Below are 20,849 nucleotides of genomic sequence, written 5' to 3' on the forward strand. Positions count from 1 at the left end.
CTCGGGCACCGTCGACCTGACATTTTTGGACAGACACCGCGCGGCATGGGGGTTTTTCAGGGATCGGCGACCGGATCTCTATGCGCAAAACTGAGTCAAATTTGCCTTTCACGGTTATAAAACCGTAACAAAACCAGACTCAATTCTTAACAACAGCATCTTCTACAGACATTTCCTGCCTCACAGCGGCAATTTAGCGCATAGCCCCCTTCCACAAACGCGAAAGGGCGGCTAGGACTCCGATGGAGCCCGATCGTTACAAAAAGGTTAACGGCGGGACTGATTTTGGAGGATACAGAAAACCATGTTTGCTCTTCTGCAAGCCGCCGGTGCTGCTGACACCGCTGCCACCCCCGCCGCTGACGCAACTGTTGCTGCTGCTGCTGAAACCACGAATGCTGTTGTTGAGTCAGTGAACGCTGTCGCTGCTGCCGCTGCACCTGCTGCACCAAGTGCCGCTGAAGCCGCTGCTGCTGCTGCAGAAGCTGCCAAAAACGCAGGCCAACAAAACATCACCTTGATGGACATGATCGCCGCTTCGCCACTGGTGTCGAAGATCGTTTTGGTCATCTTGTTGCTTTGCGCCGTTTACGCCATCGCATTGATGTTCGAAAAAATCATCGTTATGCGCGGCAACAAGAAGCGCACGGTTGAATTTATTGCCGCTTACAAGAAGGCAAAGACTCCAGAAGAAGCTGCTCAATTGCTCGCAAAGCAACCAGATGGCTTTGCTAAGAAGATGTTTGCTGCTGGCTATGGCGAGCTGCAAAAGGCGAAGGATGCAGGTCTCTACAACAACCGCGACGCGCGCGGCGACTTGTTGGAGCGTATCCGTGCAGCCATGACCGCTGAGCAAAACAAGGGTATTGAAGAGCTGGGCTCCAACATGACCTTCTTGGCTTCGATCGGTTCGAACGCACCATTCATCGGTCTGTTCGGTACGGTGTGGGGCATCATGAACTCGTTCATCGCTATCGCAAACACCCAAACCACCTCGCTGGCCGTTGTGGCACCAGGTATCGCAGAAGCTCTGTTCGCAACCGCTGCAGGCCTCGTGGCTGCTATCCCAGCCGTGTTGATCTACAACTTCTCGGCCAAGCAAACCGGAACCATCGGTGGCTATCTGGAAGATTTTGAAGCCGACTTCATCTCGCTGGTTACCCGCGACATGGACAAGCAGGGCTGATCGGGGCTCTAGAAAAGGAGACCGATCATGGGTGCAAAACTAGCCGGAGGCAGCAGCAGCGGCAAAAGAGGCCAGCTGGATGTGAATGCAGAACCCAACATCGTGCCATTCGTGGACGTTATGTTGGTGCTGTTGATCATCTTCATGGTGGCTTCGCCAGTTGCTTCAGTGGACATTAATGTCACGCTGCCTGACTCCAAGGTCTTGCCATCGAAGCGTCCGCCTAAGCCAACCTATGTCACCATTCAGGACAAGGGCGGTAAAGTGGGCTACTTCGTGGGCAATGATGAAGTCGTCGATACGACACAGCTCGGTAAGAAAGCCTTTGAAGGCGTTGTGAAAGACAACCCAACCTTCAATGGTGACTTGGCCAAGATCATCGACCAACGGATTTACGTCCGCGCCGATGGTGAAACGCCATACCGTAATGTGGTTTTCGCAATGAACCGCCTTCAAGATGAAGGCTTCTACAAAGTTGCGCTCGTTGGCGCAGACAAACGCCGCTAGGTTAGGGAGGTACGATCATGTTGAATAATTATACCGCCCATGTCTGTGTCGCCGGGACTTTGAGCTTGAAGGGAGCGACGCACCATGGGCGCTAAACTCTCCGGAGGGAGCAAAGGGAAAGACTTGCAGCCGAGCTCGGAACCAAACATCGTTCCGTTCATCGACATTCTCTTGGTGTTGCTGATCATCTTCATGGTGGCCGCACCAATTCCGACGACGGACGTGAAGGTGGATCTTCCACCGCCATCTCCGCCGCCTGAAAAGCAGCAAGAGAAGCCAAAGACCCCGACCGTTGTCGACATTCGCGACGATGGGACGGGTGTGCCGCAAATCTTTGTGGATACCCAGTTGACCGAACCTGATGCCTTGGCTGCCAAGGTGTTGGAACGGATCACCTTCCATGTGCCAGATTCTCCAAACCGCCTGCTGGAAACAGTCCGGGTGCGTGCGGATCAAACCTTGCCATATGCGTCGGTGATGGAAACCATGGCGATTCTGCAAGAAGCCAATTTCCAAAAAGTTTCTCTGGTTGCCGAAGACGCAATCAGCGAAGATCAGTTGCGATAGGAGGGCAATGAGATATGGCTAAATATCGTATGTTGTTCCTCTTGATCTCGATCATTCTTTGGTCGGGTATCTTGTACGGCGTATCAAAAGTACGCCCGCACATCGTGACGGACTTCTTGGACAACCTGAACGTGGTGAAGGCGGAGAAGGAAAAGAAAGCTCCGCCACCACCGCCACCACCACCGCCGCCGCCTGAAAAGCTGCCACCGCCACCGCCACTGGTGGAGCGCCAAACCAAGATGATCGTGGATATTCCACCGCCTCCGGTAGAAGAAATCCGCGAAACTGTGGTCAAAGCGCCCCCACCACCTGCGCCAGCGCTGACAGATTATCAGCCGCCAGCACCGCCACCGCCACCACCGGCGCCACCTCCTCCGCCTCCGCCGCCATCGTGCACCGAGGCACCGAAGAACCCCCGCAAATTGCGTGAGTTCAACGTGGAGCGGGCCTACCCACAGCGCGCTGTGGATCGTGGGACCGAGGGCAGTGTCCGGGCAACCTTGCAGATCGACGCAACCGGTTCGGTTGTTGGGGTGATTATCACCTCGGCTAACCCGCCAGGCGTGTTCGAATCGGCAGTTGAGCGTGAAGCGCGTCGTATGCGCTTCGAGCCAGCTCGTCGGAATTGCGAAAACGTAGCAGATGATTTCTTGCTCGATGTTCGCTTCGTGCTTGGCGATTAAGCTCAAAAGCTTCGGTTGAGTTAAGGGGCCGCTGCAGGTTTGCAGCGGCCCTTTTGCTTGGGCGGCTCCCGGAATTCAGCACAAAAAAGGGGCGGCTGACGCCGCCCCTTTTCGTTTTTTCATGTGCGTACTTATTGTTTATTCAAACAATTTGGCCCAGCGCGGCTTTACACGGTCTTTCCAGTGGCCGCGATGATAGGCATCAGAAGCGATCAAGGGCACAACGGTAGAAGCTTCTGCGAACACCATTTGCTCCAAAGCCACGGAAACCTTGCCCCATGAACAGGCTTCCTTGAGGGTCGAGGAAGAGCATGCGCCATCGCGCACGTCGGCGACGGTGATTTGAACAGCATAGGCGTGCATTTCTGCTTCAACGCCCAAGATCTCGGCGCACACGACGGTGTCTTGCGCAAAGTTCTTTGGTACGCCGCCGCCCACCATGAACAGGCCGGTGCGGCCTGCCGCGATTTTGATGTCGGTTAGTTCGCGGAAGTCTGCGATGGCATCGATCACCAAATAGGGCTTCTTGTCTTTCATGCGTTGGACTTGGTGCTTGACCAAGCCAAAGCCTGCCGAGCTATCGACAAAGGCTGGACAAAAGATCGGTACGCCGCACTCATAGGCGGTTTGGATCAGGCTGCCTTCTTTCTTGGCATTGCCTTCGCTCAACCATTTGCCCATGGCGGCAATGAAAGCGCGTGAGGAATAGGCCTTGGGCTCCAAGCTGTCGGCGATCTCCAGGATGGTGTGATCGCAGGCCTGCAGTTCTTCTTCATCGATATAGGTATCATAGATACGATCGATATAGAGGCTGCGCAGGGTCTCATCATCTGGTACTTCCAAGGCTTGGTAGTGCTTAAAGCCAAGCGCTTCAAAGAAATCCATGTCGATGATCGATGCACCGGTGGCGACAATGGCGTCAACCATGCCGTACTTCACCATATCTCGATAGACATGCATACAGCCGCCGGCGCTGGTGGAACCCGCCAAGGTCAACCAAACTGATGCCTCCTTATCGGCGATCATGGTGTTGAAAATCTCAGCCGCACGACCCGTGTCACGGCTGGTGAAGGACATTTTCTTCATGCTGTCGATAATGGGGCGCGCATCATAAGATGTAATGTCCACATGCTCGACGACATTGGAGAGAAGTTCAGCTTTGCGATTTACGTTGATGGAATCAGCCATAGTTTGGGCACTCTTTTAACCTGCGCCACAAGGCCAGCGACCGCGCCGGAACTCCCTATGGGACAGTGATGGGCGGCATTAGCCGAAATCGCATCAGAATGAAATCATGCATGTGTGACTGTTGCAGTCGCGCCTATCGGACCAACCACGCCTCAAGGTGCTGATTGACGGCTTGTGGGGCTTCTTGTTGGACCCAATGGCCAACCCCTTTCAGTCGGATCAAGGTGAAGTCTTCCACGAGTTCTTCATAGCCATCGGTCAATTCCACACCAAGCGCGAGATCTTCTTCGCCCCAAATCATCAACGTGGGCACTGAAATCGTGGTTACCTTGTCGCGGGTGAAGTTTGCGAGCCCCTTGGTCTGCGCCGCTGCGCGATAATAATTGACCATGGCCGTCAACGCGCCGGGGATCAGGGCATTGTCGCGGTAAATCTGAAGAATATCCGGCCCAAAATTGGTCTGATCCATCGCAAGGGCGCTAAAGGCCCTTCCAATTGCCTGTGCCCCAGCAGCAGCCATCAGTTTTTCAGGTAGCCAAGGCAGTTGGAAGAAGAAGACGTACCAGCTCTTCCTGATTTGTCGCCAGGTCCGCAGTCCTTCGGCCAGCCGCGCCGGGTGGGGCACGTTCAGGATCACGAGACGTTCAAGCGGTCTTAGGTTTGAGGCGGCAAAGGCCCAAGCAATTATGGCCCCCCAATCATGAGCAATCAGGGTCACGGGCCGCCCGTTGCTTGCCTGATCCATGAGTTGGGCCACATCTTCCATCAAATGCTCGATGGCATAGTCGCGCATATGGGGTGGCTTGGAGCTCTGACCATAGCCGCGCAAATTAGGGGCCCAGACTTCATAGCCGAGTTTAACCAGCAGGGGGATTTGAAAGCGCCATGAATGGTTGGACTCTGGAAAGCCATGCAAGAGCACAGCAAGCTTGGTTCCGCCCTTGCCTGCAATCAGGGTCTCGAGGCGCTGGCCATTGGCCTCGACAAAGACCACTTCGTCCAGAGTTTCTGATAGCATGGCTTGTTCCTTTTGCCTCTGATCTAAGCCGATTGGGACCTAACGCCTAGGGTAGGCGGTAAAGTGAAATTGCGGTCAAATCGCCACGCCCCGCCTTGTCATTAGCTCGGCATGCAGGCATTTTGTCGGCATGAATATGCATGTTCCAACTACGGATACACCCGAAGCCCTGATGCTAGCCATGGGTGCACGCGCCCGCGCGGCAGCAAAGGCTGTTCGTGAAGCCAGCGCACAAACCCGTTCCGCAGCACTCAGTGCTATGGCGCGCCACATTCGCGCTGCCGCGCCGGCAATTCTGGCCGCGAATGACGCAGATATGGCCCGCAGTGCGGCTGATGGCCTGTCTCCGTCGATGTTGGACCGGCTGAAGCTGGACCCTGCCCGATTGGAAGCTATGGCAGCTGCGGTTGAGGATGTGGCCGGTCAGCCCGATCAATTGGGCGAGGTGATGAAGGATTGGACGCGGCCAAACGGTCTGCATATGCAGCGCGTGCGCATTCCAATTGGCGTGATTGGCATCATTTATGAGAGCCGCCCCAATGTCACCGCTGATGCGGGTGCGCTCTGCCTGCGGTCGGGCAATTGCGTTATCCTGCGCGGCGGGTCGGATGCTTTCGGGAGTTCAACCGAAATCACAAAGGCTTTGCGTGCGGGGCTGAAAGAGGCGGGGCTTCCAGAAGATGCTATCCAATTGGTGGCTACCACCGACCGGGCCGCTGTGGGTGCCATGCTGTCTGGCCTTGATGGTGCGATTGACATGATCATTCCCCGTGGCGGCAAAAGCCTTGTTGGCCGCGTCCAAGCAGAAGCCCGCGTCCCGGTGTTGAGCCATTTGGAAGGCATCTGTCATACCTATATCCACACTGAGGCAAATGCTTCGAAAGCAGTCTCGCTAACCCTCAATGCCAAAATGCGGCGCACCGGTGTATGCGGCTCTACCGAGACCCTTTTGATCGACGCCGCCGTTGCCCAAACCTTATTGCCGCCGATTGCGGAAGCCCTGACCGCAAAGGGCTGTGAACTGCGCGGCGATGCGGCCGCGCAAGCGATTGTGCCAATGACTGCCGCCACGGAAGAAGATTGGCGAACAGAATATTTGGCACCGATCCTATCTGTAGCCATCGTCCCCAGCATCGAGGCGGCTGTAGCCCATATCGCGCGCTATGGTTCTGGCCATACCGATTGCATCGTGACCGAAGATCAAGCCGCCGCAGAGCGCTTCTTACATGAGGTTGATAGTGCCATCGTACTGGTCAATGCATCGACCCAATATGCGGACGGTGGCGAATTTGGTTTTGGGGGCGAGATTGGTATTGGAACCGGTCGCCTCCATGCCCGCGGGCCTGTTGGGGCCGAAGGGCTTACGACCTACAAATATGTTGTGCGTGGTTCAGGCCAGACCCGGCCCTAATTCGGGCAGCGGTTAAACAGACGGCCCGGGCCAGAGCCATCGACGGCTTGGCCATCCCGCACGAGCACATAGGGTTGATGCTCGGGCAGGCGGCCTTCAAAGTGCCATTCCTGCATCTGGTTGGGACCGATTTTATTATAGCGCTCAACGGTCTGGTTACAGCCCACAGGCGCGCAGACCCGCGTCTCAACCTCTATCAGGCCCTCCGCACTGGTGCCGACCCGAAGCAGTTCCAGCCTTTCCCCATCCCCTTTTTTTCCTGAGCCGACTTCGACCTGTGGCGTCGGGGTGAAGCTAAAGGTCTGGAAATTCTCTTTCTTGTCGCAGGTGGTTGCCCGCCAGACCGATTGGCCAAGCCAAGTTTGCGCTGGATTTGCCGCTGTAGAAGCCTCAGACGTTCCACCGCGAAGGCCGGTTGGCTTTTTTGGTTTGGCCTCGGCGGACAGGTTGAGCAATGCCGCGATCAAGAGGGCAGGCAAGAGCGCTGCGGCAAGATTGGCAGGCTTAGGCTTTGGTAGAGACACAGGCATCGAACAACTCCAGACCCCAGTTTGCCTGATCCTACCTTGCTAGGGTGTGAACAAAGCCCTGTCTTGGTGTGGATTTATTCTGGCCCTGTGGCCCATCACGGCTTATCGTGGATTTATGAGCGATCCAGCCTCCCTGCCATCAGGCGCGCCTCGGGGTAATCCGATGCGAGATGTCGCCTCTCTGATTGGGGGGCAGACTTTGCTGCAGATTGCGGGTGGCCTTTTGAGCGTTTGGCTGCCGCTGCAAATGCAAGCACTTCATTTCACCGGAAGTCAGATCGGCTTGGTTGCGTCAGCCTACGGGCTAGGCTTTTTGGCCGGGGCTTGGTTTGCGCCCAACATGTTACGCGCCATTGGGGCCATACGTACATATGCCGCCGCAGCATCCATTGCCTGCGTCACCACTCTTTTGCTCTATGCCAGCGATTCAGCTTGGGCTTGGGCAATCAGTCGATTATTGGCTGGAGCCGCAATTGCGGTGATGTTTGCAGCCGCTGAAGGTTGGATGGCCTCTGCCATCCCAAATGCCCGCCGTGGCGATGTGACGGGCTTTTACATGCTGTGCACCAAGCTGGGCTTGGTATCTGGACCCTTCATCATTGGCTTTACCCATCCAGAGCCAAATGCGGCTGGGCCGATCATGGCCGCCGCGGCCTTTCTCGCTTTGTCGCTTGTGCCAATTTCGATTGCCGACACAACGCCACCCCCACCGGCTACGGTTTTGCGCATGTTGCCTTCGCGCCTATTCAAGCTTGCACCGGCAGCTTTTGTGGCAGCGATTGGCTCGGGCCTAGTCAATGGGGCGGTGTTGTCCCTTGCCCCTCTATATGCGAGTGAGCGCGGCGGGCCACAAGCCGCTGCAATCTTCCAAGCCGCAGCCTGGATCGGCTCACTGTTGGTGCAGTGGCACGCGGGCCGCTTGTCAGACCAGATGGACCGTCGCATCGTCTTGGCAACCCTGATTGGCGTCCCAGCCATTGCTGCCTTTGTGCTGGCAACCATTGGGGCAGAGCTTTCACTAACCCTCAATACGATTTTGTTTGGGATTTGGGGGGCGGGGGCCTTGTCTTACTATGGCATTGCTGTTGCCCATTTGGGAGATCGCACGCCCAGATCAGAACTACCGGCTGCGAGCGCTGGCCTGCTTTTTGTGTGGGCGGCAGGGACCATCGTCGGACCTGCCATCGGTGGCTTGTTGGTGGAAGTGACTGGCAGCGCCTTATCAATCTTCTGGCAAGCCGGTGTGGTCTCGGCCATCATGGTGCCATGGGTCTTGTGGCGTACGGCACGCCGGCCGGCTGTACCCCGCGACGAGAAAGTGGGTTTTGGGCCGGTGCAAACCAATTCGGTCCTCGGGCAAATTTTGGCTATGGGACGCAAGTCGTCTGATGGCGGGGAAACCCACACGAAGCCATGAGTGCCTCGTCTTTACCTTCTGCCTTTCAGACTTGGTTTGCGCGGCGAGGCTGGACCCCGCGTGCCCACCAATTAGAGCTTTTGGCCGCCGATCAAGCTGGCGAGCATAGCCTACTGATTGCACCAACAGGGGCAGGCAAGACTTTGGCGGGTTTTCTGCCCAGTCTGATTGACCTCGCCAAACCGCACGATGAGCCAAAAGGTCTGCATACGCTCTATATCTCGCCACTCAAAGCCTTGGCCGTGGATGTAGAGCGCAATCTGATGACCCCAATCAGCGAGATGGGTCTGCCCATCCGGGTCGAGACGCGCACGGGCGATACACCCGCCACCAAACGCCAGCGCCAGCGTTATGATCCGCCGGACCTTTTGCTAACCACACCAGAACAAGTGGCCTTGTTCGTCGGCATGCCAGACGCACCGACCCTGTTCGCGGGTCTGAAGCGGATCATCATTGACGAGGCCCACGCTCTAGCTCCAACGAAGCGAGGGGACCTCCTTGCGCTTGGCATGGCAGCACTTCAGCGCTTTGCGCCCACAGCGCGTCGTACAGGCCTTTCCGCAACGGTGGCCGATGAAGCGGCATTGGCGCAGTGGATCGCCCCACAGGCGGGGTCTGAGGCCCGCTTTGCGCGCATTGTGCGGGGCCCACAGGGCACGTCGCCGGATATCTCTATGCTTTTGTCGGAAGAGCGTATTCCGTGGGCGGGACATACTGGGCGTCATGCCATGCAAGAGGTCTATCAGACCATTCAGCGCACCCAAATGGCCTTGGTCTTTGTGAATACGCGCTTTCAAGCAGAATTGGCCTTTCAAGAGCTTTGGAAGATCAACGACGCCAATCTCCCCATCGCGTTGCACCATGGCTCACTTGATGTCTCTCAGCGCAGGAGGGTCGAGGAAGCCATGGCGCAGGGCCGTCTGCGCGCGATCGTGTGCACCTCCACACTCGATCTCGGCATTGATTGGGGCAATGTCGATTTAGTTATTCAGATGGGTGCACCAAAAGGCTCCTCGCGCCTCATTCAACGAATTGGTCGGTCTAATCACCGCCTCGATGAGGTCTCCAAGGCTGTTCTGGTCCCGACAAACCGGTTTGAGATGCTAGAGTGTCAGGCAGCGCGCGATGCAGTTTTGGCCCAGCATCTGGACGGGCCTGTTCCACGCCGCGGTGCGATCGATATTTTGGCGCAGCATATCATGGGCTGTGCTGTGGGCGCGCCCTTCCATGCGGACGATCTTTATCGGGAAGTGACATCGGCTGGCCCTTATCATCTGCTCCCGCGTGAGCAATTTGATCGGGTCTTGGGCTTTGTGACGGATGGCGGCTATGCCTTAAAGTCCTATGACCGCTTTGCGCGCTTGATCCGGGATAGCCAGGGCCGCCTCTTATGCCGCAATCGAGATGCCGCGCGGGCTTGGCGGATGAATGTGGGCTCCATCGTCGCAGAGCCTGTTTTGAAAGTTCGTCAGGTTTCAACCAATCGTTCCCGTCGTCCAGGGACACCCTCAGGCGGCAGTACCTTTGTTGGCGGTCGGGTTGTCGGCGAGATTGAGGAATATTTCGTGGATGGGCTTTCGCCACGCGACACCTTCCTCTTCGCCGGCGAAGTATGGCGGTTTGAGGGGGTCTCGGGCACCGATTGCCTTGTCAGCAAGGCGCAAGATCAATCGCCCAAGGTGCCATCTTGGGCAGGCGGCAAATTTCCCCTCTCCACCTATCTGGCGGGACGCGTGCGCACCATGATCGCCCATAAAAGCTATTGGCCCAAGCTGCATCCCCAGTTGCAGGAATGGTTGCAGTTGCAGGACTGTTTTTCGGTCATACCCCGGGAGGATGAAATCCTGGTGGAAACTTTTGCACGCGGCAATCGGTTCCATCTCGCAATTTACCCGTTCGAGGGCCGTCTCGCCCACCAAACACTCGGCATGTTGTTGACCCGCCGCTTAGAACGATTGGGATTGGACCCCTTGGGATTTGTCGCCAATGATTATGCGATATCAGTCTGGGGACTGAAGGATATGTCTCGTGTGGATATGGACGAGCTCTTGGACCAAGACATGCTGGGGGACGATCTGGAAGAATGGCTTGAGGAAAGCGTCCTGATGAAGCGGACCTTCAGGAATTGCGCGGTCATTGCAGGCCTGATCGAGCAAAACCAAGTCGGCAAACAAAAGACCGGGCGGCAAGTAACTTTTTCGTCGGATTTGATCTTCGACGTGCTCCGCCGCCATCAACCAGATCATGTCTTGTTGGAGGCCGCTCGCTATGAAGCCGGTGAGGGTCTTTTGGATATTCGGCGCTTATCAGAATGTTTGGCGCGTATCGCTGGCCAAGTCCGTCATCAGAAACTGACGCGGATTTCGCCTTTTGCGGTGCCGCTCATGCTGGAAATTGGCAAAGTGCCCGTAAATGGGCAGGCCCTAGAAAACATCTTGGAAGAAGCTGCAGGCGATAGCCTCTTGCGCGAGGCGATTGGCCCTGACGGATGAGACGCTGGATTAAGCTTGTTCGAGCCGGGCTGCTAAGGCTTCTAAACGGCCTGCAGCGCCATCAAGCGCTGTAACGGGGGACGGATCTTGAGCGGCCTGGGCAGCTTGGGCGCGCACGTCGCTCAACCGAGCGATTTCGGCTTCCGCCTTGTCGAGACGGACTTTCAAATCATGCATCTCGTCGGCAACAATTAATGCGCCCATTAAGAAAAGGCGCTGATCGCCAATTTGTCCGACAGAACTCGCCAAACGCTTTACATGCTCGTCAAAATAACGAGCCAAGCGCATCACATGCTCTTCTTGGCCCTCATCGCAGCCAATCGCATATCGACGTCCATTTATTTCAATCTGTACTTTGGCCAATACACGGCTCCATGGCTTCGGTCGGACTTAAAACCGGTTCTGGCCAAAAGGCCAGTCCTTAACCTGCATTGGTATGGGGCTTTTTGAGCGACTTTTCCGGTCTATCCTTACGGTTAGCCGTTGCAGCTCACGTGCCGCTTCAGATGAACATGCCAACGACGGTCGAGATGCCGCCCGAGATGAGTCCGATGATGGTGATCAAAACCGAGGTAATTGTGAACGCCCCACCCATTTTCATGGCGAGACCTGCAACAACCGACAAAGCACCACAGCCCAAAACTGCTTGCAGCCAAGGCACATCCGCACCCCAGATCAAGGCCATGCAGGCCACCATCGCTGCGATCAGGACACAGCCCCATTGGGTCGCAACCAAAAACGACTGATACATGGCAGATTGCTCTGCGATATCCATTTCGCCGGGGGTGTAGTGATCGTCGTGGCTGGCCATATGAACTCTCCGTTAGCCCCTCTTAGCCGCGCATCGGGGTCTTAGGCAAGATGGAGATGCCAGCCAAACTGGATTCCAATGCGGCAATCGTGGCCAGTGGCTGGTCTAAAAGCAGGTGGTGCTGTGCTTCTGGAATGGTGACAAAGCCCGTGCCCGTTGGGAAAATCGTCTTCATATAAGAGAAGATGCGGTCCTCCATCAAAAATGAGTTACCACCTCGCATAACGATGGTGGGGACCTTTAGTCGACTGGCGCGTTCCGACATGACCATGGGCGCGAAACTATTCCATAAAAATGGATCAAACTGCCAAGTCCAACCACCCTCGACCTGCTTCAGGGAACCCCGCGCAATGTGATCCAAGGCCCAATGGTTCTCGCACGGCTGAGGCGGGGCAAGGCGAAAGCGCGCCAATCCATCCTTAAGCGTGGGGTAAATTCGATTGGGGGCTGTTCGCTTTGGCGGGCCTTTCCACTCTTCGCCTGGGGGTTCGATTGGGCTGTCGAGCAAGATTAGTCCGCCAACCTGCTCGGCTGCCTTCAGCGCGGTATAGATCGCGGGCACGCCACCAAACGAATGGGCGATGATGACCGGGGCCTGACCACTCGCCGCTAAGCTTGCCTTGGCGCAGGCGCCCAATACTTCGTCGGCAAACAAATCCATCGTATAGGTTTCGCGCCAGTCTGATCCGCCCATGCCCGAAAAGGAAAGCGCAGCCACCCGATAGCCGGACTTGGCGAGAAAGGGTGCAATGAAGCTCCACCAACCCGCATGAGCCCCATTGCCATGCAAGAGTAATACGCCTGGCTGGCCGATCTGCCCCCACATCAAGACTTCGATCTTCGCGCCCTCAACGTGGAAGTGCGTGACCTCAGGTGCTTGCGCAATGGCGTCCAAGGCCCAAGCTGGATAGGGGGGGCGTTCCCCACCATAGGCCTCTAGCGGCCCTTTATCGCGGCTGCCGTCGGCGACTTCTGGTACGGACGATAATTCAGAACGAACAAGATTGTGTGGGCTGGCCTCGGTCATCTCTTCGACTTGGCCTATGGCGCGCGCTTGGGCAAGTCGTGACCTAGCGTCAATCGCCGATAGAATTCAGCGTAGACCGACGCGTTGAAGTGCTTGATCTTGCCGCATGCCCAAAGCAGCTTCATCAAAGCCTGCAATGGAGTTCTGGAACAATTCATAGAAATTGAGCTTTGCACCTAAGTGCAGATAGGCCGCACCTAAGCCGATGGCGGCGCGGTCCATGAACACAAACTCCCTCGGAATGGTCACAGGACCATGCTCTTTCAAGAGATTGCGCACTTCAAACGCCTCTTTGCGACCATAGTCGCCGGGAGCTATTCCATCGGCCACGGTGCGCACCCGATTATCAAGCAACGGCGCATAAATGAACCGGGCCCACAGGTTTAGAACTTCAGCTAGTTTGCGCGTAAGCCCCTTAAATCCCCAAATTTCATATGCTGCCATGGTGCCGTCAAAGTCATTGCGCTCCAGCGACAGATAAAGCTGCACGACGCCGGCCACAAAGCGGGGTGGGAAAATGCGGACACAGCCAAAGTCAAGCAGATTGAGGCGGTTTGCCCCAGGCGTCAGGGAGTAATTGCCCAAATGGGGGTCGCCATGGATTACCCCGGTCGCCATCATGGGAACCCACCAAGCCTTGAACAATAAGGTCGCGATGCGGTCCCGCTCGTCTTGAGGAGCCTCCTTAAACGTCAATAGAGGTGCCCCATCCAGCCAGGTCATGGTCAAAAGTCGCCCGGTTGACAGGTCGTCAATCGGCTCTGGGCAGGCAATATCGGGTTGGCCACCCAAGAGATCCCCATAAAGGCGCATATGCTGGCGCTCACGCGTGTAGTCGAGCTCTTCGCGCAAGCGGTCGGTCACTTCCTCAACCGCTTCGCTGGGGTCAAGGGATTTTTCGAACGTCCGAAATAGGCTGAGTAGAGACTTTAACTGTGCGACGTCAGACTCAACCGCGCTCGCCATATCTGGATATTGCAGCTTACAGGCAACCAGACGGCCATCATGCAGGGTGGCCCGGTGAACTTGGCCGAGAGACGCCGCATGGGCTGCCTCACGCTCAAAATTGGCAAAGCGGCTCTCCCACTCAGGTCCTAGTTCAGCGCGCATGCGTCGTTTGACGAAGGGCCAGCCCATAGAGGGGGCATTGGATTGGAGGGCGGCTAGTTCCTCGGCATATTCGGGTGGCAGAAAGTCAGGGATTGTCGCCAGAATCTGTGCCACCTTCATCAAGGGGCCACGCGTCTTGCCGAGCGCTTGGCGTAGAGCAATTGCGATCGTCTTATCTGCATCGCTGCCGCCTACCAACCTTTGGGCCCCAAAGGTGGCCGCAGCCGCACCCATATTGACCCCAACACGGGCAACACGGCTCAGCCGGCCACTTAATCGATTGCGCTCACGATCTTCGCTCATGGCCTCTATGTAGGGCGATAGGCAGCATGAAGCGAGGGTCGGGTATCAGTTTGGTCGCCCGTGCCTGTGATCCGATTTTGCCGTCCATCTCGACGGGCATATTCGCCCTCTGCTAGGGAACAAGGTGCCCTAGAGGATTCGCGCGATGTCATTTCCCCTGTCGATCTTTATCATTGCCAAAAATGAGGTGGATCGCATTGGGCCCACGCTTGAGTCGGTACGCGGCCTTTCAGACGACATTGTGGTCATTGATTCTGGCTCAACCGACGGCACACAAGAGCTCGCTGAAAGCTTAGGGGCACGCGTCATCTTCAATCCGTGGCCCGGTTATGGTTTGCAAAAGCAATTCGGCGAAGATCAATGCCGTCATGACTGGATGCTTAATGTCGACGCTGATGAGGTTGTGACGCCTGACTTGGCAGATGCTATTCGCGCGGTCCTCAGCCAACCTGATCTCGTACCTTGCGGTTATGAAACCGATATAATTGAGATGTTTCCCGGCGAGGCTCGCCCCCATCCTTGGGCCTTTCGCTTAAGCCCGGTTCGTTTCTACCACAAAAAGGTTGGGCGCTATTCTGCCTCACCGGTGCATGACCGGGTAGATATGGTGAAGGGTACACCGATTAAGCGGCTTGCTGGCGTTATCGAGCATCGATCCATCCGCTCATTGGGCCACGAATTGATCAAGTTAAATGCCTATGCGGATATGCAAGCGGATGATTTGGACCGGAAAGGTCGCAACATCAGTGCCGTGCGCTTGGTGGCGGAATTCCCGCTTGCTTTTCTAAAGGCTTATGTCGCGCGGCGCCATTTTGTGCGCGGCCTTTATGGCTTCATGACAGCCATGAATTACGCTTTTTACCGCTATTTGCGCCTTGCCAAGCATTGGGAGCGCCGCTTAGGCCGCTAAGCCCTAAGGCTTTACAGCCCAACCGCGCCAGAAGCCCTCAACATGCGCTGCCAAGAAAGCATCCACATCAAATTGGGCTTCTTCGGCTTCGCCAAAGGTTGCCATCATCATGGCCACGGCTGCAACAGGTGCGCAGAACAATCGGGTCAGCGTGGCAGCATTGGTACCGTGGGTCTCATTAGCTGCGAGCGAGCGCTCGAACAAATTCTTGATCGATGCCTCGACAGGATCGATAAACCCGTGGCGCAAGAAGGCGGCTAGATCTGGGAAACGATCTGCTTCACCCACGGCGATCCGCCATGGGGCCAGCGCACCAGGCGCGCTCAAAGCAATGCGGGCATCGCGAACCAATTGGTTCAACAGAGGCTTGGTTGGACCGCGATGTTCGTCGATCAAACGGCACGCGCCTTCGATTTGGTCCGCCAACACGCGCCGTACCAAGGCTTCAAACAATACCTGTTTTGAGTCAAAGTAACGATAGACAATCGGCTTTGTTACGCCAATTGCCGATGCAATGTCAGACATTCGTGTGCCTGCATAACCATTTTCGGTAAATAATCGCGTAGCTTCGATAAGAATTCGCTCAGCACGGTCCTGAGCGGCGACCGCTGGCCGAGTACTCAACTTACCTTGTGGCATACACAATCCTCCACCTTTAAAATTCGTTTTTTAGCTTTTACATTGCGTCGCTCTAATGAGAAGACCTAATTTGCATCTGTTACCACAGGAGAACCCCCGGGAAAGGCGATTTTCCTGCTATTCATTCTCAGTTATTATTTGATTTAAGTAATCGCTAGGTAGAACCCTGATTCAATCATCTGGGGAATTGGCCATGTTGCCCCTGTTCATTTTCCATTCAGAAATGATATAACTTTTGGTAACCTGATTGGGGAAAGTGTCGCGCGATCTAGACAGGTGGCTGACTATTCTCTCATTTTACTGCATTGATTATAGTGCAATAAAATTTTGGTGCGATGTGGGTTTTGGGGAAAGTCATTCTGACAGCGCTAACTTGCAGAATCTTGGGTTTTCACCTCAGACGCGTATCCTGCAATCGGCTATCGTAACCTTCATTCGATTATGGCATTTCGAGTGCCAATTTAATCCGACGGCTCAAGCGCGGTATTTGGTTACTGCAATTTTATTGCTGTTGCTGCTCCATTTGGTGCTGCATTTCGAGTGCGATCGACCTCTGTGGCTTGGTTGCCGCAATAAACTGGTCGGGCCGCGTGCGCGGTGAGCGCACGACTTTTAGAAAATCGCTGTCTAAAGAGAGGCGTTCTGCTTGGCGAACATGGACGTCGACCTCCAGCAGACTGTCGGCATCGCCTTTGAGAACCCCGCGGGTTGGGGGCACATCGGCATAGTCGCGACCATAGGCAACAACCACGTGGCGCTCATTGGCCAGCATGTCATTGGTCGGGTCAAAGCCGACCCAGCCTTGCTCTGGCAGATAACATTCCACCCAAGCATGGGAGGCATCTGGCACTGAGCGGATTTGGGTGTCCTGTTCTGTACGGGCGAGATAGCCGGACACATAGCGCGATGGGATCCCCCAATGGCGGGCTACTGCCAGCATGATATGGGCAAAGTCTTGGCAGACACCTTTGCGGTGCTCAAGCGCCGCATCTATCGGGCTATCGGCGGCGGTAAAGCCCGGCACATAATCAAAGGCCCCGTAGATTTCTTGGTTCAAAACTCTGAGACCCGTTAGAGGATCGGGTGGCAACGCCAAAAGATCGCGCTCACGCATAAAGGTCTCTAGGTGGCCCGAGCCGTCGACAAAGGTGGACGGACGCATCATGTCGTAATAGCGGCTGCGAACTTCATCGCTGCGCAAATGTGCCCAAGCACCTGGGTCAACTTTGGCGGGAAGTGGTTCGGTCCGTTCATAGGTTTCAACCATCGCGCGTGATCGGATCACAAGCTCAGTATGCTTGGCGGGGACGTCAAAATGATAGACGATATTGCCCAGCCAATCGCGATAGGTCATCATTTTGGCGCGGGGCTCTGTCACAATGTCAAAGCCCACCAAGCGCTGCATCGGCAAGGTTAGAGGCTGCAACCACAATTCCATCACGCTTTCACGGACGGGGGCTGAATAGGTATAGCGGGTCTCATGCGTGATCTCGAGGCGCATCAACGCACTCCCAATGTGCTGGTCCCGGGCAGGCGATCTGCCAAAGAATAACTTATAAAGGCCGCGTGAACCGCATCTGAGATCGCGATACAATCGTCCGCGACTTGCGCGATAAAAGCTTGGCCGCTTTTGCCCGTCACCTCGTCCAGAACCGCAAAATTCAAGCGCGCCGCCAGTCGGCCAGACAGGCGCGTACAGGTTTCGCGCGCGCGCTCATCTGCCAGCGCGCCAACCGCATCAATATGTTCGGCAATCGTATTGGCACAAAAGCGCAACGACCTCGGGAAGTAGGGATCCAAGACCAGAAAGTCTGCAATTTGATCGCGACGGAAGGTGGCAGTTTTCACCCGCAGATAGGGTTCCAAACCACAGCACATGCGCAAAAGCTGCACCCAGCCGAAATCACCAATGGCCGCCTGCTTCTCACCAAAATGCAGATCAAGTAGGCGAACAATTAATTGCGCCCGCTCAATGGCGCGACCCATTGACAAAAAATGGAAGCCTTCACCATGGCTCATGGTGCCCGAAACAATGCCTTTAAAGGCATGCAGGTCGTTGATCGTCTCTTCAAAGAAGCCTGCCGCAATCTGATTGAAATTGCGTTTGGCCGCGGTCTCACGCACCCGAAAATAGAGGCGGTTTAACCGTTCCCACATTTCGGTGGTGATTTGATCTCGCACTTGGCGGGCGTTCTCGCGCGCAGCAAATACGGCCGTGTGGATGGATGAAATCTCGCCCTTGCCGCCAAAGGTTAGAAGACGGGCTTCTTCCAGCGCATCCATACGCGCTGCCATGGGCGCAGCACCTAAAGCCCGCATCGCGCGCTCGGTAGTCATTTCCGCTTCTTCCGCACCCGCCTCAAGTCCCGCAGTCAAAGTGATCTGCAGCACACGGCAAGCATGCTCAGCCCGTTCGGTATAGCGGCCAATCCAATAAAAACTGTCTGCAACGCGCGATAACATCATGACCGTGCCCGCCCATCACTTGGCCCCGACAGGACCCATGTATCTTTGGAGCCGCCCCCTTGGCTTGAGTTCACCACCAGTGAGCCTTTGCGCAGCGCGACGCGCGTCAGGGCTCCTGGAGTCAGCGTCATTTTGGCACCGCAGAGGATAAAGGGCCGCAAATCCACGTGGCGCGTCTCAACCGCCCCATCAATATAGGTCGGTGCCGTCGACAGCGAGATGGTGGGTTGGGCGATATAATTGTCTGGGTCGGCCTTTATCTTGGCGGCAAATTCTTCAATTTGCGCTTTGGTCGCATGTGGCCCGATCAACATGCCATAGCCGCCACTCTCGCCAACGGCTTTGACGACGAGTTTATCGAGATTGGCCAAGACATGCGACATCTGGCTTTTCTCTCGACACAAGAAGGTCTCAACAATGTCGATGATTGGGTCTTGGTCGAGATAATGTTTGATGATTTGCGGGGTATAGGCATAGACCGCCTTATCATCAGCAACACCGGCACCCGGCGCATTGGCGATGACCACATTGCCGGCGCGATACGCATTCATAAGCCCTGCGACACCAAGGGTAGAATCGGGTCGGAAGGCGAGGGGATCGACAAAGGCGTCATCAACACGGCGATAAATGACGTCTACCCGCTTCAAGCCAGATGTTGTGCGCATGTAAACGACATTGTCATGAATGGCCAAATCGCGCCCTTCGACCAAGGGCGTTCCCATCAGGCGCGCCAAGAAGGCATGCTCAAAATAAGCAGAGTTAAAGACGCCGGGCGTGAGCACCACCACCGTCGGGTCTGGCTGATACTCGCTAGCTAGGCTCTTCAGCATGGCCAGCAAATCGTCAGGATAGGATTCGACCGGGCGCACGCGCGCGGCACGGTACAGGTCTGGGAAGGCTCGTTTAACCGCATCGCGGTTAGACAACATGTAAGAGACGCCTGAAGGTACTCGAAGATTATCTTCGAGCACCACATAGGCCCCATCTTCGCGCCGGATGACGTCCGTGCCGCAAATATTGACATAGGCCCCGTGTGGCACTTCAACGCCCAGCATCTCGCGGCGATAATTGGAGGAGCCTAGAATGAGGTCTCGCGGCACATAGCCATTGTTGATGATGGCTTGATCGCCATAAATGTCGGCCAAAAACAGGTTTAGAGCTTCGAGGCGTTGTTTAAAGCCACGCTCTAATTTGTCCCATTCGGCTGCTGGGATGATGCGCGGCAGAATATCGGTGGGGATAATCCGCTCTGTGGAATCTTCGTGGCCATAGACCGTAAAAGTAACCCCTTGGGCCATGAAGGTGCGGTCGATATTGGCTTGCAGGTCGCGTAGGCTCTGCGGTGTGGCTTGGCTCAAACGATTGTAAAGCCCGGCCCAGCCTGGGCGGGGATCGCCTTTAGCGTCGAACATCTCATCATAGGCCGCACCGAGATGATAGCCTTCAAATGGCCCTTCTTGGCCCGGGCGCGGTGGCGCAGCCATGTCACTTAACTTATCCGGCGCGCGCGCCATGGTGTTTCCCCTTGTGCGAGCGCACTCCACGGGCGAGCGCGCCTTCTGTCAAGCGGACTGAGTGTGTCTTGCGCAGGCCTGCCCAAAAAACAGGCACCCCAAACTTGACGAGCCCTCGGCAAACAGCACTTGCTCCAACCACCCCATGCCTGTTAGCCTGTCGGCAAGCTGACAAAAACAAGATGATCAGGAGTGCTAGGGATGCGGTTTGAGGGCTCAAAGAATTATGTGGCGACGGATGATTTGAAAGTCGCAGTCAATGCGGCCATCAAATTAGAGCGCCCCCTGCTGATTAAGGGTGAACCTGGAACCGGCAAAACCGTCTTGGCGATCGAAGTTGCAAAGGCATTGGGCCTGCCCTTGTTAGAGTGGCACATTAAATCGACCACAAAGGCCGTGCAGGGTCTTTATGAATATGATGCCGTTAGCCGCCTGCGCGATAGCCAGTTGGGCGACGAGCGTGTCAAGGACGTGAAAAACTACATCACAAAGGGCAAGATGTGGGAAGCCTTTGAGCATAAGGGCCGCTGCGTGCTTTTGATCGATGAGATCGATAAGGCCGACATCGAGTTTCCAAACGACCTCTTGCAAGAATTGGATCGGATGGAATTCCACGTCTATGAGACGGGCGAAACCATCAAAGCGGTTGAGCGCCCCATCGTGATCATCACGTCGAACAATGAAAAGGAATTGCCAGACGCTTTCCTGCGTCGGTGCTTCTTCCACTACATTAAGTTCCCAGATGAAGACACGATGCAGTCGATCATTGACGTCCACTTCCCCGGCATCAAAAAGCGTCTGATTTCCAACGCGCTGGCTAGTTTCTACGACATGCGCAAAGTGCCTGGCCTGAAGAAAAAGCCATCAACGTCCGAATTGCTGGATTGGCTCAAGCTCTTGGTAACTGATGACATCGATCTCGATGCGATCAAGCAAAAAGATCCTTCCAAGCTGATCCCGCCCTTGCATGGCGCGCTGTTGAAGAACGAGCAGGATGTTGCCTTATTTGAGCGTCTGGCATTTTTGGCACGGCGCGAAACCCGCGGTTAAAGTATCTCGGACGGGGCAGG

At 55.7% G+C, this 20,849-nt stretch carries 21 protein-coding genes; 10 read left to right on the forward strand and 11 right to left on the reverse strand.

Features of this window, described 5'->3' with window-relative positions; all coding sequences use genetic code 11:
• The 5 genes from IOB61_RS15240 to IOB61_RS15260 form a co-directional block, all read left to right on the forward strand.
• Positions 1 to 94, forward strand: a 94-nt coding sequence (locus tag IOB61_RS15240) for a hypothetical protein (protein ID WP_290818622.1), incomplete at its 5' end; no start/stop codon positions are given.
• 210 nt (positions 95 to 304) lie between these two features.
• The gene (locus IOB61_RS15245) at positions 305 to 1,186 is read left to right on the forward strand and encodes a MotA/TolQ/ExbB proton channel family protein (RefSeq protein ID WP_290818579.1); all 882 of its coding nucleotides are present in this window, start codon (positions 305 to 307) and stop codon (positions 1,184 to 1,186) included.
• Between the two features lie 27 nt (positions 1,187 to 1,213).
• Positions 1,214 to 1,693 (forward strand): biopolymer transporter ExbD, encoded by a 480-nt coding sequence (locus IOB61_RS15250; RefSeq protein ID WP_085339753.1) that lies wholly within the window; start codon positions 1,214 to 1,216, stop codon positions 1,691 to 1,693.
• Between the two features lie 84 nt (positions 1,694 to 1,777).
• Positions 1,778 to 2,260, forward strand: a complete 483-nt coding sequence (locus IOB61_RS15255; protein ID WP_085339752.1) for a biopolymer transporter ExbD — start codon at positions 1,778 to 1,780, stop codon at positions 2,258 to 2,260.
• A gap of 14 nt (positions 2,261 to 2,274) precedes the next feature.
• Entirely contained in the window at positions 2,275 to 2,943 is a 669-nt protein-coding gene (locus IOB61_RS15260) for an energy transducer TonB (protein ID WP_085339751.1), read from the forward strand.
• Positions 2,944 to 3,081: 138 nt separating this feature from the next.
• On the opposite strand, the gene IOB61_RS15265 is transcribed toward IOB61_RS15260, so the two are convergent.
• Complete coding sequence (locus tag IOB61_RS15265) at positions 3,082 to 4,131, reverse strand: deoxyhypusine synthase (protein WP_085339750.1); 1,050 nt, start codon at positions 4,129 to 4,131, stop codon at positions 3,082 to 3,084.
• Positions 4,132 to 4,264: 133 nt separating this feature from the next.
• Positions 4,265 to 5,149 (reverse strand): alpha/beta fold hydrolase, encoded by an 885-nt coding sequence (locus IOB61_RS15270; RefSeq protein ID WP_290818584.1) that lies wholly within the window; start codon positions 5,147 to 5,149, stop codon positions 4,265 to 4,267.
• Positions 5,150 to 5,279: 130 nt separating this feature from the next.
• On the opposite strand from IOB61_RS15270, the gene IOB61_RS15275 reads away from it, so the two are divergent.
• Positions 5,280 to 6,560 (forward strand): glutamate-5-semialdehyde dehydrogenase, encoded by a 1,281-nt coding sequence (locus IOB61_RS15275; RefSeq protein ID WP_290818586.1) that lies wholly within the window; start codon positions 5,280 to 5,282, stop codon positions 6,558 to 6,560.
• Here IOB61_RS15275 and IOB61_RS15280 read toward each other — a convergent pair.
• Positions 6,557 to 7,090 (reverse strand): hypothetical protein, encoded by a 534-nt coding sequence (locus tag IOB61_RS15280; RefSeq protein WP_290818588.1) that lies wholly within the window; start codon positions 7,088 to 7,090, stop codon positions 6,557 to 6,559. The genes IOB61_RS15275 and IOB61_RS15280 overlap by 4 nt on opposite strands.
• Before the next feature lie 115 nt (positions 7,091 to 7,205).
• Between IOB61_RS15280 and IOB61_RS15285 the strand changes: the two genes are divergently transcribed.
• Together IOB61_RS15285 and IOB61_RS15290 are read left to right on the forward strand one after the other, a co-directional pair.
• The gene (locus IOB61_RS15285) at positions 7,206 to 8,507 is read left to right on the forward strand and encodes an MFS transporter (protein ID WP_290818590.1); all 1,302 of its coding nucleotides are present in this window, start codon (positions 7,206 to 7,208) and stop codon (positions 8,505 to 8,507) included.
• Positions 8,504 to 10,999 carry a ligase-associated DNA damage response DEXH box helicase gene (locus tag IOB61_RS15290; protein ID WP_290818592.1) on the forward strand — a complete coding sequence of 832 codons (2,496 nt, stop codon included), beginning with the start codon at positions 8,504 to 8,506 and terminating at the stop codon, positions 10,997 to 10,999. The genes IOB61_RS15285 and IOB61_RS15290 overlap by 4 nt, the downstream gene beginning before the upstream one ends.
• A gap of 9 nt (positions 11,000 to 11,008) precedes the next feature.
• Here the strand turns inward: IOB61_RS15290 and IOB61_RS15295 are convergent, their stop codons facing one another.
• From IOB61_RS15295 to IOB61_RS15310, 4 genes are all read right to left on the reverse strand, one after another.
• The gene (locus IOB61_RS15295) at positions 11,009 to 11,362 is read right to left on the reverse strand and encodes a cell division protein ZapA (protein WP_085339745.1); all 354 of its coding nucleotides are present in this window, start codon (positions 11,360 to 11,362) and stop codon (positions 11,009 to 11,011) included.
• A gap of 139 nt (positions 11,363 to 11,501) precedes the next feature.
• Positions 11,502 to 11,810, reverse strand: a complete 309-nt coding sequence (locus IOB61_RS15300; protein WP_085339744.1) for an aa3-type cytochrome c oxidase subunit IV — start codon at positions 11,808 to 11,810, stop codon at positions 11,502 to 11,504.
• 22 nt (positions 11,811 to 11,832) lie between these two features.
• Positions 11,833 to 12,837, reverse strand: a complete 1,005-nt coding sequence (locus IOB61_RS15305; protein ID WP_290818595.1) for an alpha/beta hydrolase — start codon at positions 12,835 to 12,837, stop codon at positions 11,833 to 11,835.
• Positions 12,838 to 12,903: 66 nt separating this feature from the next.
• Positions 12,904 to 14,250 (reverse strand): AarF/ABC1/UbiB kinase family protein, encoded by a 1,347-nt coding sequence (locus IOB61_RS15310; RefSeq protein ID WP_290818597.1) that lies wholly within the window; start codon positions 14,248 to 14,250, stop codon positions 12,904 to 12,906.
• Between the two features lie 145 nt (positions 14,251 to 14,395).
• Between IOB61_RS15310 and IOB61_RS15315 the strand changes: the two genes are divergently transcribed.
• A complete protein-coding gene (locus IOB61_RS15315) occupies positions 14,396 to 15,160 on the forward strand; it encodes a glycosyltransferase family 2 protein (RefSeq protein WP_290818599.1) in 765 nt (254 codons plus the stop codon).
• Positions 15,161 to 15,163: 3 nt separating this feature from the next.
• Here the strand turns inward: IOB61_RS15315 and IOB61_RS15320 are convergent, their stop codons facing one another.
• The 4 genes from IOB61_RS15320 to IOB61_RS15335 all read right to left on the reverse strand — a co-directional run bounded on the left by IOB61_RS15320 (position 15,164) and on the right by IOB61_RS15335 (position 19,749).
• A complete protein-coding gene (locus IOB61_RS15320; protein WP_290818601.1) occupies positions 15,164 to 15,799 on the reverse strand; it encodes a TetR/AcrR family transcriptional regulator in 636 nt (211 codons plus the stop codon).
• 502 nt (positions 15,800 to 16,301) lie between these two features.
• On the reverse strand, positions 16,302 to 17,300 hold the full coding sequence (locus IOB61_RS15325) for a transglutaminase family protein (RefSeq protein WP_290818603.1): 999 nt from the start codon (positions 17,298 to 17,300) through the stop codon (positions 16,302 to 16,304).
• A complete protein-coding gene (locus IOB61_RS15330; RefSeq protein ID WP_290818605.1) occupies positions 17,300 to 18,265 on the reverse strand; it encodes an alpha-E domain-containing protein in 966 nt (321 codons plus the stop codon). Before IOB61_RS15330 ends, IOB61_RS15325 begins: the two co-directional genes overlap by 1 nt.
• The gene (locus IOB61_RS15335) at positions 18,262 to 19,749 is read right to left on the reverse strand and encodes a circularly permuted type 2 ATP-grasp protein (RefSeq protein WP_085339778.1); all 1,488 of its coding nucleotides are present in this window, start codon (positions 19,747 to 19,749) and stop codon (positions 18,262 to 18,264) included. Before IOB61_RS15335 ends, IOB61_RS15330 begins: the two co-directional genes overlap by 4 nt.
• Positions 19,750 to 19,980: 231 nt before the next feature.
• Between IOB61_RS15335 and IOB61_RS15340 the strand changes: the two genes are divergently transcribed.
• Positions 19,981 to 20,829, forward strand: coding sequence for a MoxR family ATPase (locus IOB61_RS15340; RefSeq protein WP_290818607.1), 849 nt, complete (start codon positions 19,981 to 19,983; stop codon positions 20,827 to 20,829).
• The last annotated feature ends 20 nt before the right edge of the window (positions 20,830 to 20,849 follow it).

Source organism: Aquidulcibacter sp., assembly GCF_020253525.1.
GTDB lineage: Bacteria > Pseudomonadota > Alphaproteobacteria > Caulobacterales > Aquidulcibacteraceae > Aquidulcibacter.

What these genes read in the sequence shown, in the direction of transcription:
- IOB61_RS15330 (WP_290818605.1), bottom strand. Translation starts at nt 18,265, where the DNA reads ATGATGTTATCGCGCGTTGCAGACAGTTTTTATTGGATTGGCCGCTAT.
- IOB61_RS15250 (WP_085339753.1), top strand. Translation starts at nt 1,214, where the DNA reads ATGGGTGCAAAACTAGCCGGAGGCAGCAGCAGCGGCAAAAGAGGCCAG.
- IOB61_RS15285 (WP_290818590.1), top strand. Translation starts at nt 7,206, where the DNA reads ATGAGCGATCCAGCCTCCCTGCCATCAGGCGCGCCTCGGGGTAATCCG.
- IOB61_RS15315 (WP_290818599.1), top strand. Translation starts at nt 14,396, where the DNA reads ATGTCATTTCCCCTGTCGATCTTTATCATTGCCAAAAATGAGGTGGAT.
- IOB61_RS15340 (WP_290818607.1), top strand. Translation starts at nt 19,981, where the DNA reads ATGCGGTTTGAGGGCTCAAAGAATTATGTGGCGACGGATGATTTGAAA.
- IOB61_RS15260 (WP_085339751.1), top strand. Translation starts at nt 2,275, where the DNA reads ATGGCTAAATATCGTATGTTGTTCCTCTTGATCTCGATCATTCTTTGG.
- IOB61_RS15280 (WP_290818588.1), bottom strand. Translation starts at nt 7,090, where the DNA reads ATGCCTGTGTCTCTACCAAAGCCTAAGCCTGCCAATCTTGCCGCAGCG.
- IOB61_RS15275 (WP_290818586.1), top strand. Translation starts at nt 5,280, where the DNA reads ATGAATATGCATGTTCCAACTACGGATACACCCGAAGCCCTGATGCTA.
- IOB61_RS15310 (WP_290818597.1), bottom strand. Translation starts at nt 14,250, where the DNA reads ATGAGCGAAGATCGTGAGCGCAATCGATTAAGTGGCCGGCTGAGCCGT.
- IOB61_RS15305 (WP_290818595.1), bottom strand. Translation starts at nt 12,837, where the DNA reads ATGACCGAGGCCAGCCCACACAATCTTGTTCGTTCTGAATTATCGTCC.
- IOB61_RS15255 (WP_085339752.1), top strand. Translation starts at nt 1,778, where the DNA reads ATGGGCGCTAAACTCTCCGGAGGGAGCAAAGGGAAAGACTTGCAGCCG.
- IOB61_RS15265 (WP_085339750.1), bottom strand. Translation starts at nt 4,131, where the DNA reads ATGGCTGATTCCATCAACGTAAATCGCAAAGCTGAACTTCTCTCCAAT.
- IOB61_RS15320 (WP_290818601.1), bottom strand. Translation starts at nt 15,799, where the DNA reads ATGCCACAAGGTAAGTTGAGTACTCGGCCAGCGGTCGCCGCTCAGGAC.
- IOB61_RS15270 (WP_290818584.1), bottom strand. Translation starts at nt 5,149, where the DNA reads ATGCTATCAGAAACTCTGGACGAAGTGGTCTTTGTCGAGGCCAATGGC.
- IOB61_RS15245 (WP_290818579.1), top strand. Translation starts at nt 305, where the DNA reads ATGTTTGCTCTTCTGCAAGCCGCCGGTGCTGCTGACACCGCTGCCACC.
- IOB61_RS15325 (WP_290818603.1), bottom strand. Translation starts at nt 17,300, where the DNA reads ATGCGCCTCGAGATCACGCATGAGACCCGCTATACCTATTCAGCCCCC.
- IOB61_RS15335 (WP_085339778.1), bottom strand. Translation starts at nt 19,749, where the DNA reads ATGGCTGCGCCACCGCGCCCGGGCCAAGAAGGGCCATTTGAAGGCTAT.
- IOB61_RS15290 (WP_290818592.1), top strand. Translation starts at nt 8,504, where the DNA reads ATGAGTGCCTCGTCTTTACCTTCTGCCTTTCAGACTTGGTTTGCGCGG.
- IOB61_RS15300 (WP_085339744.1), bottom strand. Translation starts at nt 11,810, where the DNA reads ATGGCCAGCCACGACGATCACTACACCCCCGGCGAAATGGATATCGCA.